Annotated in this window: 12 protein-coding genes; 8 read left to right on the top strand and 4 right to left on the bottom strand. The window is 57.3% G+C overall.

Annotated elements, in window-relative coordinates; genetic code table 11:
* Positions 1-5: 5 nt before the first annotated feature.
* Positions 6-1,664 carry an adenylate/guanylate cyclase domain-containing protein gene (locus JXR15_RS20840; protein WP_422055122.1) on the bottom strand — a complete coding sequence of 553 codons (1,659 nt, stop codon included), beginning with the start codon at positions 1,662-1,664 and terminating at the stop codon, positions 6-8.
* A 546-nt stretch (positions 1,665-2,210) separates the two neighbouring features.
* Positions 2,211-3,584 (bottom strand): hypothetical protein, encoded by a 1,374-nt coding sequence (locus tag JXR15_RS20835; RefSeq protein ID WP_422055121.1) that lies wholly within the window; start codon positions 3,582-3,584, stop codon positions 2,211-2,213.
* An 87-nt stretch (positions 3,585-3,671) separates the two neighbouring features.
* On the opposite strand from JXR15_RS20835, the gene lepA reads away from it, so the two are divergent.
* From lepA to JXR15_RS20800, 7 genes are all read left to right on the top strand, one after another.
* On the top strand, positions 3,672-5,489 hold the full coding sequence (gene lepA, locus JXR15_RS20830; RefSeq protein ID WP_422055120.1) for a translation elongation factor 4: 1,818 nt from the start codon (positions 3,672-3,674) through the stop codon (positions 5,487-5,489).
* 222 nt (positions 5,490-5,711) lie between these two features.
* The gene (locus tag JXR15_RS20825) at positions 5,712-6,221 is read left to right on the top strand and encodes a hypothetical protein (protein WP_422055119.1); all 510 of its coding nucleotides are present in this window, start codon (positions 5,712-5,714) and stop codon (positions 6,219-6,221) included.
* A 360-nt stretch (positions 6,222-6,581) separates the two neighbouring features.
* On the top strand, positions 6,582-7,118 hold the full coding sequence (locus tag JXR15_RS20820; RefSeq protein WP_422055118.1) for a hypothetical protein: 537 nt from the start codon (positions 6,582-6,584) through the stop codon (positions 7,116-7,118).
* Between the two features lie 1,205 nt (positions 7,119-8,323).
* A complete protein-coding gene (locus JXR15_RS20815) occupies positions 8,324-8,716 on the top strand; it encodes a rhodanese-like domain-containing protein (protein ID WP_422055117.1) in 393 nt (130 codons plus the stop codon).
* Between the two features lie 181 nt (positions 8,717-8,897).
* A complete protein-coding gene (locus JXR15_RS20810) occupies positions 8,898-9,167 on the top strand; it encodes a phosphopantetheine-binding protein (RefSeq protein WP_422055116.1) in 270 nt (89 codons plus the stop codon).
* On the top strand, positions 9,164-10,378 hold the full coding sequence (locus tag JXR15_RS20805) for a beta-ketoacyl-[acyl-carrier-protein] synthase family protein (protein ID WP_422055115.1): 1,215 nt from the start codon (positions 9,164-9,166) through the stop codon (positions 10,376-10,378). Before JXR15_RS20810 ends, JXR15_RS20805 begins: the two co-directional genes overlap by 4 nt.
* Positions 10,365-11,141: a MaoC family dehydratase gene (locus JXR15_RS20800; RefSeq protein WP_422055114.1), complete on the top strand. Its 777-nt coding sequence runs from the start codon at positions 10,365-10,367 to the stop codon at positions 11,139-11,141. Before JXR15_RS20805 ends, JXR15_RS20800 begins: the two co-directional genes overlap by 14 nt.
* A gap of 7 nt (positions 11,142-11,148) precedes the next feature.
* On the opposite strand, the gene JXR15_RS20795 is transcribed toward JXR15_RS20800, so the two are convergent.
* Positions 11,149-11,532 (bottom strand): DUF3307 domain-containing protein, encoded by a 384-nt coding sequence (locus JXR15_RS20795; protein ID WP_422055113.1) that lies wholly within the window; start codon positions 11,530-11,532, stop codon positions 11,149-11,151.
* 233 nt (positions 11,533-11,765) lie between these two features.
* On the opposite strand from JXR15_RS20795, the gene JXR15_RS20790 reads away from it, so the two are divergent.
* On the top strand, positions 11,766-14,777 hold the full coding sequence (locus JXR15_RS20790; RefSeq protein WP_422055112.1) for a cyclic nucleotide-binding domain-containing protein: 3,012 nt from the start codon (positions 11,766-11,768) through the stop codon (positions 14,775-14,777).
* Between the two features lie 68 nt (positions 14,778-14,845).
* Here the strand turns inward: JXR15_RS20790 and JXR15_RS20785 are convergent, their stop codons facing one another.
* The gene (locus JXR15_RS20785; protein ID WP_422055111.1) at positions 14,846-15,358 is read right to left on the bottom strand and encodes a GNAT family N-acetyltransferase; all 513 of its coding nucleotides are present in this window, start codon (positions 15,356-15,358) and stop codon (positions 14,846-14,848) included.
* Between the last annotated feature and the right edge of the window lie 341 nt (positions 15,359-15,699).

The following is a 15,699-nucleotide window of genomic DNA, read 5'->3' as shown; positions in this document are numbered from 1 at the left end:
CGTTTTTAAACTGGTTCAGCCTCCGGATGCAGCGTGTCGTTCAACCATTGCAACTCATCGGGCAACACCAGCCGATTGACAGTCACCGAAGGCGCTTTTTGCAAGTTGCGCGCCGCAGCCCGCGCGGCCTCAAGCCCCGCTTTGTCGCCAACCTTCTCGCAGGTCAAGGCCTTGAGCAGTTGCAGCCCGCGATCCATTGGGCTCAAATCCGAGGCCTCAAGTGCGGCCACATGTGCCGCTTCAGCCTCGCCAGCCCCCAACAAAATCCGCGCGTTGAAACACAGCCGGTTCACCCGGAACGGATCACCGCTGCCCATTTCCTCATAAGCAGTCAGTGCCTCGAGGGCCCCATCATAGTCGCCTTCCAAAAATGCCTTTTGCGCAATCAAATCCACAATGCCAATGAAGTTTGGATTGATCTCGCGCGAGCGGGCGATATCGGACGCAGCCCCGGCCAAATCACGTTTCACCTTAAGGCGATAGGCCCCACGCGCCCAGAACACAAAGTCGCTGGTGGAGCACTCCGCCACCGCCACATCCAGATCCCGGCCGAGCTGATCCAGCACTTCAGGTGTTTCATTGGTGAACATCACGCCACCAAGGTTCAAACGGCTTTGTGCCCGCATTGCCAGCGACATGCCGTCCCCAGGGCTGAGCAAGACCGCGCGGTCCAAAGCGGCAAGGCCCACTTCCCAGTCCGCGATGGTTTGCTTAAAGAAATGCGAGGCCGCCCGGGCGCGCAACTCAGACACGCTCAGTTGGTTGAGGCTCAGATGAGCCAGGCGGTCGCCATCGCGTTGGATGGTCTGCAGGCGCACATCGCCTTCAAGTCGGGGCATGATGTCATCGACAAAGGCAAACGGGTCAGTTGGGTCACCCTCATAGGTGCCGGTCCACAGGGTCTGCATCTCTTCGCGCAAAATCAGGCTCATGGTAAAGCGCGCGCGCGTCCCAGAAACCCGCAGCCGCCCGCGGATCAGGTAATCCGGCGGGGTGGTTTCCAGGTTGTCCGCATCCACCGTGGTCACGCCCGTGCGTTTCAGCGACAGCTGCACCAGCCCGTCATGTAGGTCATCGGCAATCGCCGCGCTTTCCGGCGTCTCCGGAGCGGCAACAAACTTCTCAAACCCCACCGACGGCAAGGTGCCTTTGTCCGGTGCGGTGGTCAGGTTGGCAGGCCGCCATTGGTACAGGCGGATTGGCTTGGCAATGTTTTTGAGGTTGAACATGCCGACATCTTTTAACTCGTCTTGACGCTCTTCGGACAGAGCGCGGAACAGATCTTCGGAGAACATGGCGCCACCGGGCGGCGCTTCGGTCTCAATCCGCTGGGCGATGTTCACGCCATTGCCGTAAAAATCCGCCTCATCTTCGACAATCTCCCCGATGTGACAGCCAATGCGCAGCTTGATCACCTCATGTTCAACAAGGCTGCTCTGCACCTCTTCGGCGCAATCCAGCGCCTCTTCGACACTTGGGAAAGACAGAATCCAGCCGTCGCCCATACGTTTGAGCACTTCGCCGCCATGGTTCGCCGCAACCGGTTCCAGATGTGTCTTGCGCAGCTCTTGCACAGAAGCCACGGCCAGCGCCTCATCCTCGCCCATGAGGGCTGAATACCCTACCAAATCCGCACACATCAAAGTGGTCAATCGCCGGCGCATAAATGTCTTCCCTGACAATAAGGGGGCGCGTTTTAAGGATCCCGCGCGTGCCCCAATCCTGACCCAGAATTTCGGGTCAGGGAAGCGCGTTATCAAGGGTTGTGCTCAGAAAAACCGTGCAGCCGTGCACAACAGAAGTGCGCGGGACGGCGTCTTTAGCTGTGGTTGTGGGCAAAGGCCAGCGGTTTTGTGGTCACATATTTGTGGGGGGAGGGGGGAGTGAATCACCCGTGACCCGGATTGCACCACACTGCCGGGAGGGACCCTGCCTACCTTAAAACCGTCGCGCGTAGCCTGACGGATCGCACCCGACCCCGCCCCCCAGGGCGGGTGCGATTTGCTACGGTTGCAACAATCCTTGGACTAACGCTTCTTGGGGAGGACACGCCAAACTGAAAACCGCCCTCGGCGTCGGGTGCGATCCTTTGTTGCAGCTAGCGACACCTGAAAGCTAAACAGCTCGGCAAAACCGAGCAGCGCCCGACCCTCCCCACGGGAGGGCGCATTCGCTTCATCCCAGGGTCAGGCGCTGCTCTCGACCATCTGTCAAACGTCGATACTGGATGGCAGCTGCGGCTGAGCAACGGGGGCAGTTTCACCGTTAACGCGCAATAACTCTTCCACATAGTTGCGGAAGTTTTCCAACGTCAAATCGCTGGGAGCCACGCCAAAGAAATAGCCCACACTCACAGCTGCGCCGCTCCAGAACAGCGAGCTGCCTATCGTTTTGCCAAAGGACTTCGCCGCCTCTTGGGAAATGACCCCTTTCAATTCCTTGCTTCTGGCAACGGCCAGTTCCTTTTCCAGCTCGGTCACACGTGCATGTAGCTTGGAAATCTCATCGGTGAGTTGTTTTTCCTTCTGGTCTTTGCTGGTTTGGCTTCCGATCACACGCGCGATAGCCTTGAAGTGCTGCGGTAGCCCTTCAAGGTGTTTCAGATCCTCCGGCAAGCAATTCGCCGGGGCCTCTCGCAAGTAATCTGAAATCGCCTGCTCAATCGTTTCCGCGCCGTTCATTGCGGTTGCTTCTGAAAGCACTGGATTTTTCAGAAGGAGCTCAACGTGTTTTTGTAAAACAGCATCTTCTAAAGGCGTAGGCCCAGCCAGTTCGCGCTCAATTTCGCGAATGGCTTGCGCTATAGCTTCCGGGCCTTGGCGCCAAATTGAGTCAGCGATTGCCGAAATTCTTAATTGCATGGGCATACCTACTGGCAACCCTTCCATGATGCCGAGGTACCACTTTTGCCAGAAACTCCAACTGGGTCCCTCCGCCATTGCAAAATTTGGCCAACCTGAAAACATCATGCCGTGTTTCGCGGGGTCTGACCAAAGAACTTTTGGGCTGAGCGACCCAGATTGGAGCTGTCCTAGAGGTTCAAAGTCCAAAGAAATATTCGCGCGAAACGCGGTTTCGGCCTCTTCGAGATGGTCTTCGAGCGCGTTTGGTGAGTTACGTTCCGTGTTGTCTGTTTCTGAATACAGCCGAGTTTGCTTGAGAACGAATGCTCTAATTGAGTACTCGCAGGCATCCAATGCCAGCTGCAACGCAGTTGTTCCTGATGCGCTTATGCAGGCAAGAGCGTTGCTCAAGGCCTGAGCAGCGGAGTGGCTCTCTGCAAGAACAATTTCGCTACTGGCAGACATTAGTGCAAGCTGGCACTCGGAAGCCGCGATTTCGCGGTCATTACGATCTTTGCTTTCGAAATTGTGTGTTGAAATCGCGGTGATGGCGGTCCTAAGGCAGCATAGTACGAAATCTGAGGTGTCGCTTTCCGAAGGTCGCTCATCTAGTTCTTGAAATACGACTGGTAGAACCCGCAATGCCGCACGTATCGCAATGGCGCTACGTGCGTGCTCGGAATGTGCTTCCAGCAAATCTTTCAAACTGCCGGAACCTTCCAGCTTTACCTCGTCCACCACTGAAAAAACCCCATTAACCCAAATAACCCGCCCCGCACCCTACAGCGCTGCTTGACCAATACAAGATTCCCCCTCATATCCCGCTGCATGAGCACAGATCTGTCCAAAATCCGCAATTTCTCCATTGTCGCCCATATCGACCATGGCAAATCCACCCTTGCCGACCGCCTCATCCAGGAGACGGGCACGGTGCAGGACCGCGACATGAAGGAACAGCTGCTCGACAGCATGGACATCGAGCGCGAGCGTGGCATCACCATCAAAGCCAACACTGTGCGCATTGATTACAAGGCGGATGATGGCGAGACCTATGTCTTGAACCTCATCGACACCCCCGGTCACGTCGACTTTGCCTATGAAGTTTCCCGCTCCATGCGTGCGGTGGAAGGCTCGCTTCTGGTGGTCGACAGCTCGCAGGGTGTAGAGGCGCAAACGCTGGCCAACGTCTATCACGCGATTGAAGCCGACCATGACCTTGTGCCCGTGCTCAACAAAATTGACCTGCCGGCGTCTGATTGTGACCGTGTGGCAGAACAGATCGAAGATGTGATTGGCATCGACGCCACCGGCGCCATCCAGGTCTCCGCCAAAACCGGGCAGGGCATCCACGAGACGCTTGAGGCCATCGTGAAAGAATTGCCCGCGCCAACCGGCACGCTTGATGCGCCGCTCAAGGCGATGCTGGTGGACAGCTGGTATGACGCCTATCTGGGCGTGATCGTGCTGGTGCGCATCATGGACGGTACCCTGAAAAAGGGTCAGCGCGTCAAGTTTATGTCCAACAACACGTTGCACTCCATTGACCGTGTTGGTGTCTTCCGCCCGGAAATGGAAATGGTCGACAGTCTTGGCCCTGGTGAGATCGGCTTCCTCACCGCCTCGATCAAACAGGTGCGTGACACCCGCGTCGGTGACACCATCACCAATGACCGCCACGGCACCGAAGAAGCGCTGCCCGGCTTTAAGCCTGCCCAGCCGGTGGTGTTCTGTGGCCTCTTCCCGGTTGATAGCGCCGAATTTGAGGACCTGCGCGACGCCATCGACAAGCTGGCTCTGAACGACGCATCTTTCAGCTTCGAAATGGAAACCTCCGCCGCGCTGGGCTTTGGCTTCCGCTGCGGTTTCCTTGGTCTTCTGCACCTCGAAGTGATCCGCGACCGGATCGAGCGCGAGTACAACATCGAGCTCATCACCACCGCGCCCTCGGTGATCTATCACGTCTACATGAAGGGCAAGGACAACGAAGCCGGTGAGATGATCGAGCTTCACAACCCGGCTGACATGCCTGACATGTCCAAGGTGGATCACCTCGAGGAGCCACGCATCAAGGCCACCATCCTTGTGCCCGACGAATACCTCGGTGACGTGCTGAAACTCTGCCAGGACCGCCGCGGCATTCAGCTTGATCTGACCTACGCCGGCTCCCGCGCCATGGCGGTCTATGACCTACCGCTCAACGAGGTGGTGTTTGACTTCTACGACCGTCTGAAATCGGTGACCAAAGGCTATGCTTCCTTTGACTATCAGATGGAGGGCTACCGCGAGGACAACCTTGTGAAGATGTCCGTACTGGTCAACGACGAGCCGGTCGACGCGCTCTCCATGATGGTACACCGCGACCGCGCGGAACAGCGTGGCCGGGCGATGTGTGAAAAGCTCAAAACCCTGATCCCGCGCCACATGTTCAAGATCCCGATCCAAGCGGCCATCGGCGGCAAGGTCATCGCGCGTGAGACCTTGTCAGCGCTGCGCAAAGACGTGACCGCCAAATGTTACGGCGGCGACGCCTCGCGGAAACGCAAGCTGTTGGACAAGCAGAAAGCCGGTAAGAAAAAGATGCGCCAATTTGGCCGGGTCGACATCCCTCAAGAAGCATTTATTAGCGCGCTCAAAATGGACGACTAAGTCGTCCATTTTCGAGCGCGAGTGCGCGGAAGCGAACGGCGCAGCCTTCGCGGGCGCACCCCCGAAATTAAGGCGCGAAACGCCAGCCCCACTCACCAAGGCCGCTCCCTCGAGCGGCCTTTCTCTTTCGCTTTGGAAGGCACATTTTTTTGTTTGCTCGACACTTCTTCTGGTTGTAGTTCGACAGGGCGCATATGCGCTCCCGGACTTGGAGACATTTAAGTGAAATATACTCTGGCAATTCTCGCCTTGGCTCTGACGGCCTGTAACAGCACCACTGAAAACACATCGCCTGAAGCTGGCGCCTCCGTTGAAGCAACGCGCCCCTCAGGGGAGCTTTTGGCATCTACAATGGTTTCGAATAAGACACCGGCATATGCGAACACCGGCCTCTTCATGAAAACAGAGGACTGGAAGGACAAGCATTTCGAAAACCCAAACAAGCTTTATGGCAACGTCACTTACTTCTATTTCTCCACATTAGCGAAAGTTGCCTCGGCAGAGTGCGGGCTGGCGCAGGACGCGCACTATGTGAGTATGGCGGACGCTATCGGCCGCCGAGCCATCTTTCAGAACAAAGAAGCTGGTCGGGCCAAGGCGAAGCAGGTTGATGCCAAGTTTATCGAAGAATATGGACCTTTCGACAAAAACAGCCCTAAATCAATGTGTCCTGCCATGCAGAAAAATATCGCAGAGCAAACCTTGTTGGGGGCGTTGTTTTTTGTGAAGTAGGACGCAGTGCCTCACTCTCAGACGCGTGATGGCGTTGCAATCCCCCAAGGCCGCTCCGTTGAGCGGCCTTTCGTATTCCCAACACCGCCGCAAAGCCACCGCCCCAAGGATCGCGCCCGGCCCCAAGGGCGGTCGTCCACTTGGCACATCCCTGTCCGCGCATCCCCCACGTCCCGTCTGGCGCAGCGTTTGCAAAATCGCACCCGCCCTGGGGGGCGGGGTCGGGCGCGATCCGGATCGGAGATCCGGGCGGGAAACCTAATTCGGCTTGAATGTCGCGATGCCACAACTAAAAAGCTGCTAGCATTCTGTTTGCTCAGCCGCAGCGAACATAAGCCAATAGCTTTGGGAACGGACTATATGAAGTTGCTTTCAATCATTTCATTGAGTTTTGCGCTTGCGACTAGCGCTTTTGCCGCCAGCGAGGAAGAAAAGCTGTTTTACCCATTTGTGGCCGTCGAGGGGGACTTGGAGAAACAAGTCGTGACGTCTCCCGCTACAACGCTCCGGCTCCTAGATAAGGACAATAGCCCAGAGATCGTATCAAACGAACGATCTTACAACTACATTTTCGTATCCGCTTTGGGCAGTATCATTGACGGGCGAGTACAAGAGCAGTTTGTGAGTTTTCTCCGCCCAAAATCTATTTCGGCTATTGTTTCCTCAGATGCTCAAACACCGGATTGCCATTTAACGCGCCTAAATTACAAAGACGGGTCCTCGACGGTCGTGGTGGTTTTCGACGACGACGTGCTTGAAACCGTGAGTGAAGCAATGATGGACTGTTTTACTCGAGGTGTGGAGGTCTTGTTTTTTGGTGACGAACCGGAGACATCTTTTAGCGATTGGCGCAGTGTCTTGCTGGGAATTCTCAATGTGAACATGAATAATGCTTGAAGCGATCGTGCAGCCTGTTGTGAATGATCCACTCCTTCCAAGTCCGAATTGATCCACCGGATCAATCCGGGCAGCGCCCGACCCTCCCCACGGGAGGGCGCTTTCAGCACCATCCCAGGGTCAGGCGCTCCCCTGTGTTGCGAGCAACAACCCTCAAAACACCCGCCAAGCGCGTGCGTCACACCGCCCGCAATCTGTCCCAACCCAAATCCGCCCGCTGGGCTCCGCCCGTTCGCGGCTGAAACGGTCCACTGGACCGTTTCCAAGACGCCGCTCACCGCACAAAATTCCATCCTTCCCCAAATCCCCCACAACGCACGCCTTTCCCAACCCATCCCCAGCTTATCCACAGGAAATCCCCAAGCTTCCCCAATAGCTTACCCCCAGAGGCTTTCATAAAACTGTCACTTTTTTCTTGCCCGACTCGGGCCTCCTGAACCACCATCAAGTCAACGCAAGGGATCGCAAGATCCGGCGCGGGACGCTGAGGTCTTCCGGAGTTGGGCATATGCCCGCCAGTGACTGGCGCGGGGAAGGGACGGCTTGCCGGAACAGACCTCGCAAGGCGCGTTTGATGCCTCTTTTGAGGCCCACCACAACGCGTCGTCCACGCTGGAACTATTCACGGATCGCTGGCCGAAATGCCTGTGAGATCAGGCCGCCCTCATCCTACGGCGGCGGGTTCTTAAGGCAGGAAGGCGGCACACGCCTGAGCGGTGGCCGATGGGAAGAAGGGACAACACCACGCGAACGGATCGCACAACCCAGTGCGCCTCACCTGCAAGGTGCTTTGATCATCGGTTTGGGGGGAGGTGATTGTCCTCTTGCCAGAAGCGGGCTCCTTTGGGGCTGCGTTTGTGGCGATAGGCCAAGCAGATCCCGCTGCACTGGCCCGGATGGGCTTGCCCCATCTTTGGGGCGGGTTGGGACTGGTCCCATATGGGGCTGGCCTGTGGTCTCGGCAAGAGGCCGCGCAAAAGGGACAGCGCGAGATGAATGCGCGTGACGGGTGGGGCAACCTGCCTTGAGGGCCATTCAAAACGAAGGCGTCAGGTCGTGGGCATGGGTCGTGTTTTGACCCGCTGCCGTCCATCACCTGACGCCTTCTTTCTTTTTTGATTTCCGCTCGCGGATGCGCGATGCCCCCTTAACAGGGGGCGTTTCTGTGCCTACCCTTTGGGCAGACACATCAGAGGAGTGCCCCCATGCCAACCACCGCCGCCGACCTTCTGCAAGCCGCCCATGCGGTTGTTCCTAAAATCTCCGCAGCGGATGCGCAGGCCAAAGTCGCCGCCGGCGCGCTGCTCTTGGATGTGCGCGACGCGCCGGAGCTCGCCGCCAATGGTCGCGCCGAAGGCAGCCACCACATCCCGCGCGGCATGCTCGAATTCCGCGCCGACCCGGCCACGCAGTTCCACGACCCGGAGCTGCAATTTGACCGCCCAGTAGTGTTGCACTGCGCCTCCGGCGGCCGCGCCGCGCTCGCAGGCAAGCTTCTCAAGGACATGGGCTTTCAGGAAGTGCACAATCTCGGTGGGTTCAAAGACTGGGTCGAGGGTGGCGGCGCGGTGATTGAGCCGGTTGATCCCGGTATGTAAGCTGACGCGCGCGTCAATTTTGGCACCTCCGCAATGCAGCCGCGATACAGACGCGATACCGACGTGCAAAATCACCACCAATTCCGTCTGGAATATTTCCCGTCAGCCGCCTAAACTCAAAAGGCCCGCAAGATTTATGCGGGTCAATTGCCTCAAGATTTTGAAGACTGGAAGGACTCCTATGAGCACCAATCGCGAGACGCTGACCACGGAATTACTCGAACTGGTCGCGCAGGAAGGTATGGTGGAACCTTCTGAAATCACACCACAAAGGAAGCTTGAGGAGCTGGACATTCAATCCGCGGATTTTGTGATGATCCTGATGGCAATTGAGGAAAAATACGGCGCTTATGTCTCGGTGGACAATGAGTTGACCGACGTGGTCACCGTGCAGGATCTGCTCGATCTGGCAATCTCCAAAATCGAAGCGCATCAGGCCGCAGAGGCGTGAGCCGCGTTGTTGTCACCGGTCTAGGCGCCGTCTCCGCCTGCGGTCTTGGTGCCGACAAATTGATTGAGGCCACGCAGGTTGGGCGCTCCGGTGTCAAACCCATTTCTTTCGACGATCTGGATGCGCAACGGGTGAAAACGGCTGCGCGCCTGTCTGAGGCTGATCTGGCGGAAGTTTTGGGCGAAAAGCCCCATCGTATGCGCGAGCCGGTGGCCGAATACGCATTGTCTGCCGCGCGCGAAGCCGTGGCGCAGGCTGGCTTGTCTGAGGCGCATTTTGGCGAGTCTTGTGGTGTGTCCATTGGGTCTGGGTTTGGCGGCGGGCAGACGCTCAACATCAACTACATGAAGTTTGGGCGAGAGGGGTCCATGCGCTTGGATCCCATGTCCGTGCCCAAAATCATGAACAACGCCGCCGCCAGTTGGGTCTCTATGGAGTTTGGTGCCACTGGTCCTGCGCTCTGCCTCGCAACGGCCTGTTCCTCGGGCAGCCAGTCGATTGGCATGGGCTATCAGATGGTTGCGTCCGGCCAGGTGGATCGCTGTCTTGCGGGCGGCTCTGAAGCCTGTTTGGAAAGCGGCGTGTTCCGGGTCTGGGAACTGCTGCGGGTGATGACGGCGGAGGTGAACCGCCCGTTTAGCAAAGAACGAAACGGCATGATCCTGGGGGAAGGCGCCGGCATTCTTGTGCTGGAAAGTCTGGAAAGCGCGCAAGAACGCGGCGCCAACATCCTCTGTGAGCTTGTCGGTTTTGGCACCAACTCAGATGCGGGGGACCTTCTGCGCCCCAATCCGGCCCGCGCCGCCGCCTGCATGCGCATGGCGTTGAAAACGGCCAACCTGTCGCCGGATGATATTGGCTATGTGAATGCCCACGGCACCGGCACCGTGGCAAATGACGTAAATGAGGTGGCCGCCCTGCGCGAGGTGTTTGGCGACGATCTGGCCGGTGTGGACATTTCATCCACCAAACCTGTGCACGGACACGCGCTTGGGGCTGCCGGTGCGTTGGAATTGATTGTGGCAATTGGTGCGCTGCAGCGGCAATCTTTGCCGCCAACGATCAACTTCACAGAAATGGACCCTAAGATTGGCCTCGACCCGGTGGCAAACGGCGCCAAAGCCGCGTCCCTGAATGCGGTGATGTCCAACTCATTGGCCTTTGGTGGCATCAACGCCACTTTGATTGCCCAAGCCTATGAACACAGCTGACGCAGCTCCGGCAACGTTCACTTTGCAGGCGGGTGTTTCAAATGCCGATGTTAACGCCCTGCAAGATCTGCTCTCCACACTTCTGAACCATCCGATTGCGTCAGGTCTGCCAATCGTGCGCGCGGCGTTCCTGTTAGGAGACCCGGCGTTGGCGGATTTGCGGCAGTGTTTCACTGCGCCAGAAGGCACATATGCTCTTCAAGAAACCCAAAGGTTCGCCGGACTTGCCGATCATGTACTGACGGCTGGTACGCAGTTTGGGCTGTCCAATGAAAGTGGCGGCGCGATTGCGCGCCTCACGTTTCAACTGTTGGGCACGGACGCCGTGATGGAAACCCGCCTACGGTTCCTCACGCCAGATGCAATCCGTGCTCTGGCTGCGCCGAAACTACATCCGCGTATGGTGGGGGCAGGGGCACAAACACTGCACACTCACAAACTCACAGCCAAGCACGTCGCGCGTTACACGGCGCTGGCCCATGATCCCAATCCCCTGCACGGCGACCCCGAGGTTGCGCAAGCGGCAGGGTTTGGCGATGTGATCGCCCCCGGCATGTTGCTATGCGCTTTGGCGGAAGCGGCATATGTGTGCTTAACCCCTGGCCGCGAGATTCAAGAACTGCGCGCGCGTTTTCTTTCACCAGCTTTCGTGAATTCATCGGTTCAGGTGAATGTAACGGCGCAAACACGCGCAAAATCTCGGGTGTTTGTGGTCAGCGAGGCGCAAGACATTCACGCCATTGTGGACATTTTTACAGCTTAGTCGCCGCTCACTGGCAGGCAAACAGGGCCCAAATCATCACCAGATAGGTCAGCTGATGCAACGCTTGGTCGGTGCCCATGGCGTACCAGTAGAGCGGTTGATCGGGGCGCAATTCGCGATCAACAGAATAGCGCGCCTTGGCCCAATCGATGTGGAAGTGCACGATGAACTCAATCAACACCATCCAGAAGATCAGCATTGGGTTGGCCCCAAATCCGGCCAAAACCAGAATCGAAAACACCGCATGGATACCCGCGTGCTGCGCGCGTCCCATGTGCCAGTATTTCTCGCGGCCCATGATCATCTTGGCGTTCTGTAGGAAAAAATCCGCCACCAAGTGTTTGATCTGAAATGCCGCGACCAGCAACAAAACTGTCGTGATCTGGTCCATAGACCTCTGCCCCATCCTAAGTTCTGAAAAGAGACTAGCGGGAGAATCAGGGAACAGCAAACCTCTGTTTTCACTCCTGCAAACTTCCAGTAAGAATCCGTTTGAACAGGTCCCACCTCCATTGGTAGCCTTTGCCAATTGGGACGGCGCGGAGCCCGTGCTGCAAACCGGGAGTAGACGGTATCGAACGCTCATTATTTGCCTTCATCTGGAAGTACTCAAAACGTGACCAGATGGCGCTTCTGGCGCTCACAGTGTGTCTTTTCCCGCTACAGTTCCTGACGCTGGAGCTGCCCAAACGCATCATCAACGACGCGATTGATGCGGATACCTCTTATATCGATGTGTACAATTGGGAGATGACGCAGGAAAACTACCTGATCATGCTCAGCTTCCTGTTTTTGCTGGCGGTGCTGGTGCACGGGCTGATGAAGATGCGCATCAACACCATGAAAGGTGTGTTGTCTGAACGCATGTTGCGGCGCTACCGCTTCACTCTGATTTCGCGCATCACCCGATTCCCGCAGCCTTACCTGCGCCGCACCTCCCAAGGGGAGATGGTCAGCATGGTGACCGCGGAGGCCGAGCCCCTTGGCGGCATGATGGGGGACGCGATCAGCCTGCCGGTCATGCAGGCCGGGCAGATGCTGACCATTCTGGTCTTCCTGTTTATGCAAAACGTCTGGTTTGGCCTCGCTGCAATTGCGCTGATCCCGTTGCAAGCCTGGATCATTCCCAAACTGCAGCGTCAGATCAATCTGCTGAACAAAGACCGCATTGTGCAGGTGCGCCACCTCGCCGCCGAGATTGGAGAAACTGCAACCGGCACGCCGGAGCTGCGTGGCAACGGCGGCTGGCGCTTCCGCCTGTCCCAAATCACCCGCCGTCTGGGAACGCTCTTCCTGATCCGCCTGTCGATCTACAAGAAGAAGTTCTTCATGAAGTTCCTCAACAACTTCATTACGCAACTGACACCTTTCTTCTTTTATCTCGTTGGTGGCCTTCTGGTGATCCGTGGCCAAGTGACCCTTGGCGCGCTGGTCGCCGCGCTTGCGGCTTACAAAGATCTCTCTTCCCCGTGGAAAGAACTGCTGAACTACTACAACCGCGTCGCCGACCTGTCCCTGCGCTGGCATTTGATCGGCGATCGGTTTGGTCCATCGGGCATGGTGGATGAGGAACTGATCGAAAACGAGCCAGAGGACATTCCGCGCCTGACCGGCGACATTGTTCTCAAAGACGTCTATGTGCGTGATCATGATGGCGACAGCGTGCTGGAAAACATCTCCACCACGGTGCACCAAGGTGCGGTGATCGGCATCCGCTCGCAAGACGCTGAAGAACGCCGTGCCGTGGCCGAGTTGTTCACCCGAGAAATCACACCGTTGAGTGGCGTGTTGGAAATTGGCGGTGTGAAACTCAACGATCTGCACCAGCGGGTGATCGCCACCCGTATCGGCTACGCTGATCCGTCGCCCTATGTGTTTGAAGGCACCTTTGGCGACAACGTGCTGATGCCGCTGAAGCAGAAGCCAATCACAGACCGCCCCGATCCAATGGGCGAGGCAGAAGAGAAAAAACGGGCATATGAGTCCAAACGCACCGGCAACAGCCTGGATCGGCTTTATTCCGACTGGGTGAATCCAACACTGGGGGATTTGGCCAACGAAGATGATGTGCACGCCTGGTGGGTTGCGGTGATGGATGCCACCGGCGCGGGCAATGCCCTGTTCCGCAAAGGCCTGGATCAGCCCTTTGTGGAAAGTGACCACGCTGAATTGGCCCAAACCCTTGTCGATCTGCGGCCGCAAATCCGCGAGGCGCTGGATAAGGCGGGCCTGACCAAATCCTACTTCCGCTTTGATCGCGAGCAGTACAATCCGGCGCTGCCGGTGGCCGCCAACCTGTTCTTTGCCACCCCGCGTCAGGTCATCACCGACGGTCGAGAGCAACGTATCAGCGAATTCCTCAAACTGCTGCAAGAGCTTGGCATCGAGGAAAGCATCCTGCGCATGAGCCGCGAAGTTGTGGAGATGCTGAACCAGACGTTTGGCGTGGATGGCACTGACCACCCTCTGTTCCAACAGCTTGGCTTTGACCCGGACGACTTCACCCGCAACGTCGAGCTCTTTGCCAAAAGTCGCGACGTTCGGCTGGCCAATATGACTCAGGAAGAGCTGGAGCAAATGATTTCGCTGCCGCTGCTGGTGTCCGCGGAACGTATTGGCGCGGGCTTCAGTGAGGAACTCAAACAGACCATTCTGGAGCTGCGCCACGTTGAGGCGCAAAAGCTTTCAGAATGGACCGCTGTGTATTTTGCCCCTTTGCGCGAAGACCGCTACGCCCCGGGCCTCACGGTTTTGGAAAATGCGATCTTCGGCAAGTTGGCCGCCTCCGCGGGCCCGCGTGCAGAGCAAATTCGTGACATTGTTGCGCAAACTTTGGCGGAAGCCGGCATGAAACAAGAGGTGGCCGAGCTTCTGTTTGCCGTGCCAACCGGCATTGGCGGGGCAGGGCTGCCAGCGGCCTTTGCGGAACCCCTCGCCATCAGTCGGGCCGCGATCAAAAAACCGGATGTGATGATCCTCAACAGATGCCTTGCCAATCACGATGAGGGGCAGGCGGCGCAAACCATCGCAAACCTGCGGGACTTGTTGCCCAACACCACCTTCCTCTACCTCGAAGAGGAATTTGAGGATGCGGGCAGCTTTGATCTTGTGTTGGAATTGGAGCACGGTCGCCTGAAAGACAGCGGCGTGGCGGCGGTGGATGATTCCGACAATGCGGCCAGTGCCGACCTGCGCCGTAAAATGCGGGCTTTGACCTCTGCGGATATGTTTGCCGGCCTGTCGCGTCGGCAAATGCGGCTTCTGGCCTTTGGCGCGCAATGGCACAGCGCGCCTGCCGGGGAGTATGTCTTCCATATGGGCGATGACCCGTCTGATGGCGCATATCTGATCCTCGAAGGGGAGGCCGGGTTGGGCTACAGCACTCCGGACGGAGAGTCCCATGTGGTGGCCGAAGCCGGGGCAGGGACTTTGGTTGGCGAATTGGCGTTGCTGCGCAAAGAGAAGCGGGCACTTGACATGTATGCCAAGACCGATCTGGAGATGCTGCGCTTGGGCGAAAGCGAGTTTATGGCTGTGGTTGAAAACGACGCCTCTACAGCTTTCCGCATTTTGCAGGCGGTGTCGGGCTATGTAGGCGCGCCTAGGCAAAACAACAATGAAACAGAAGACGCCTGATCTTTGAGGTCAGGCGCATCTCTGGTCCTCTTGCCGGTGGCTGCCCTGTCACGCAAGCGCCACGGGGCTTATGTGAGATGACGCTTCAGATACACTAGGTATGAATCAAGCTCCGGCGGATTGGCGTTCTCGGGATAGCGGGGGATGTAGTCAAACCCAAGCTTCTCATACATCGACAACATGGCGCGATTGCCTTTCACGGTGTCTGCATAAAGTGTGGTGCAGCCCATTTCCTTGGCAGCGTCGATCCGCATCTCAAACAGTTTGCGTCCCAATCCAAGCCCCTGGGCCTCAGGGCGCACAAACATGCGTTTCAGTTCGGCCGCATCTGGTCGCACTTTGCGCAGCACACCGCAGCCCATTAACCTGCCTGTGTTGCCATGCGCCAGTAATGTGCGCCCATGGGGCGGCAGCAGATCTTCGATATGTTCCATTGTGTCTCGCGCGAGGTCGACGGCAGACAGCTGAGGCCCACCAACGCCGGTGAGTTTCGACGCCATGATGGCGTAGTACTCTTGCATCAAGGTCTCAAACGCGTCCGGGTCAGGCAGGGAAGACACAAATTCCAATGTCACAGGCATGGCAAATCCGATGTGCAGGTGAGAAGCTGCAGAAGTGTAGCCCTCTTTTGTCTGACCACCTAACCATCTGCCGCAACGGCTACGTGCTGTGGGGTAGGGGGGTAGAAAGGCCAGCCCCACTGCCGTATTTTCCGCACCTCTGCGAAACAGCTGCGATACTGACGTGATACCGACGTTGGTTTTGGGCGCTTTTTGGGGTGTTGCGTGGCGACTCTCTGATGAGTCTTTGGTGAGTCTGTTGTCGAGTCTGTGGATAAGTGGCTCTGTGGGTGATTTGTTGACTGTGATTGTAGGTTTGTCTTGTTTTTGTTTGCGGGTGTGGTCTGTTTAGGGTGTTGAAA

This window comes from Shimia sp., from assembly GCF_049116215.1.
Lineage (GTDB): Bacteria > Pseudomonadota > Alphaproteobacteria > Rhodobacterales > Rhodobacteraceae > Shimia.
Note: the sequence above shows the minus strand (reverse complement) of the source record. Positions and strands in the feature narration are given on the sequence as shown.

Coding starts and splice junctions, on each gene's coding strand:
- JXR15_RS20840 (WP_422055122.1), bottom strand. CDS start 1,664: ATGCGCCGGCGATTGACCACTTTGATGTGTGCGGATTTGGTAGGGTAT.
- lepA (WP_422055120.1), top strand. CDS start 3,672: ATGAGCACAGATCTGTCCAAAATCCGCAATTTCTCCATTGTCGCCCAT.
- JXR15_RS20820 (WP_422055118.1), top strand. CDS start 6,582: ATGAAGTTGCTTTCAATCATTTCATTGAGTTTTGCGCTTGCGACTAGC.
- JXR15_RS20815 (WP_422055117.1), top strand. CDS start 8,324: ATGCCAACCACCGCCGCCGACCTTCTGCAAGCCGCCCATGCGGTTGTT.
- JXR15_RS20810 (WP_422055116.1), top strand. CDS start 8,898: ATGAGCACCAATCGCGAGACGCTGACCACGGAATTACTCGAACTGGTC.
- JXR15_RS20800 (WP_422055114.1), top strand. CDS start 10,365: ATGAACACAGCTGACGCAGCTCCGGCAACGTTCACTTTGCAGGCGGGT.
- JXR15_RS20795 (WP_422055113.1), bottom strand. CDS start 11,532: ATGGACCAGATCACGACAGTTTTGTTGCTGGTCGCGGCATTTCAGATC.
- JXR15_RS20790 (WP_422055112.1), top strand. CDS start 11,766: ATGGCGCTTCTGGCGCTCACAGTGTGTCTTTTCCCGCTACAGTTCCTG.
- JXR15_RS20785 (WP_422055111.1), bottom strand. CDS start 15,358: ATGCCTGTGACATTGGAATTTGTGTCTTCCCTGCCTGACCCGGACGCG.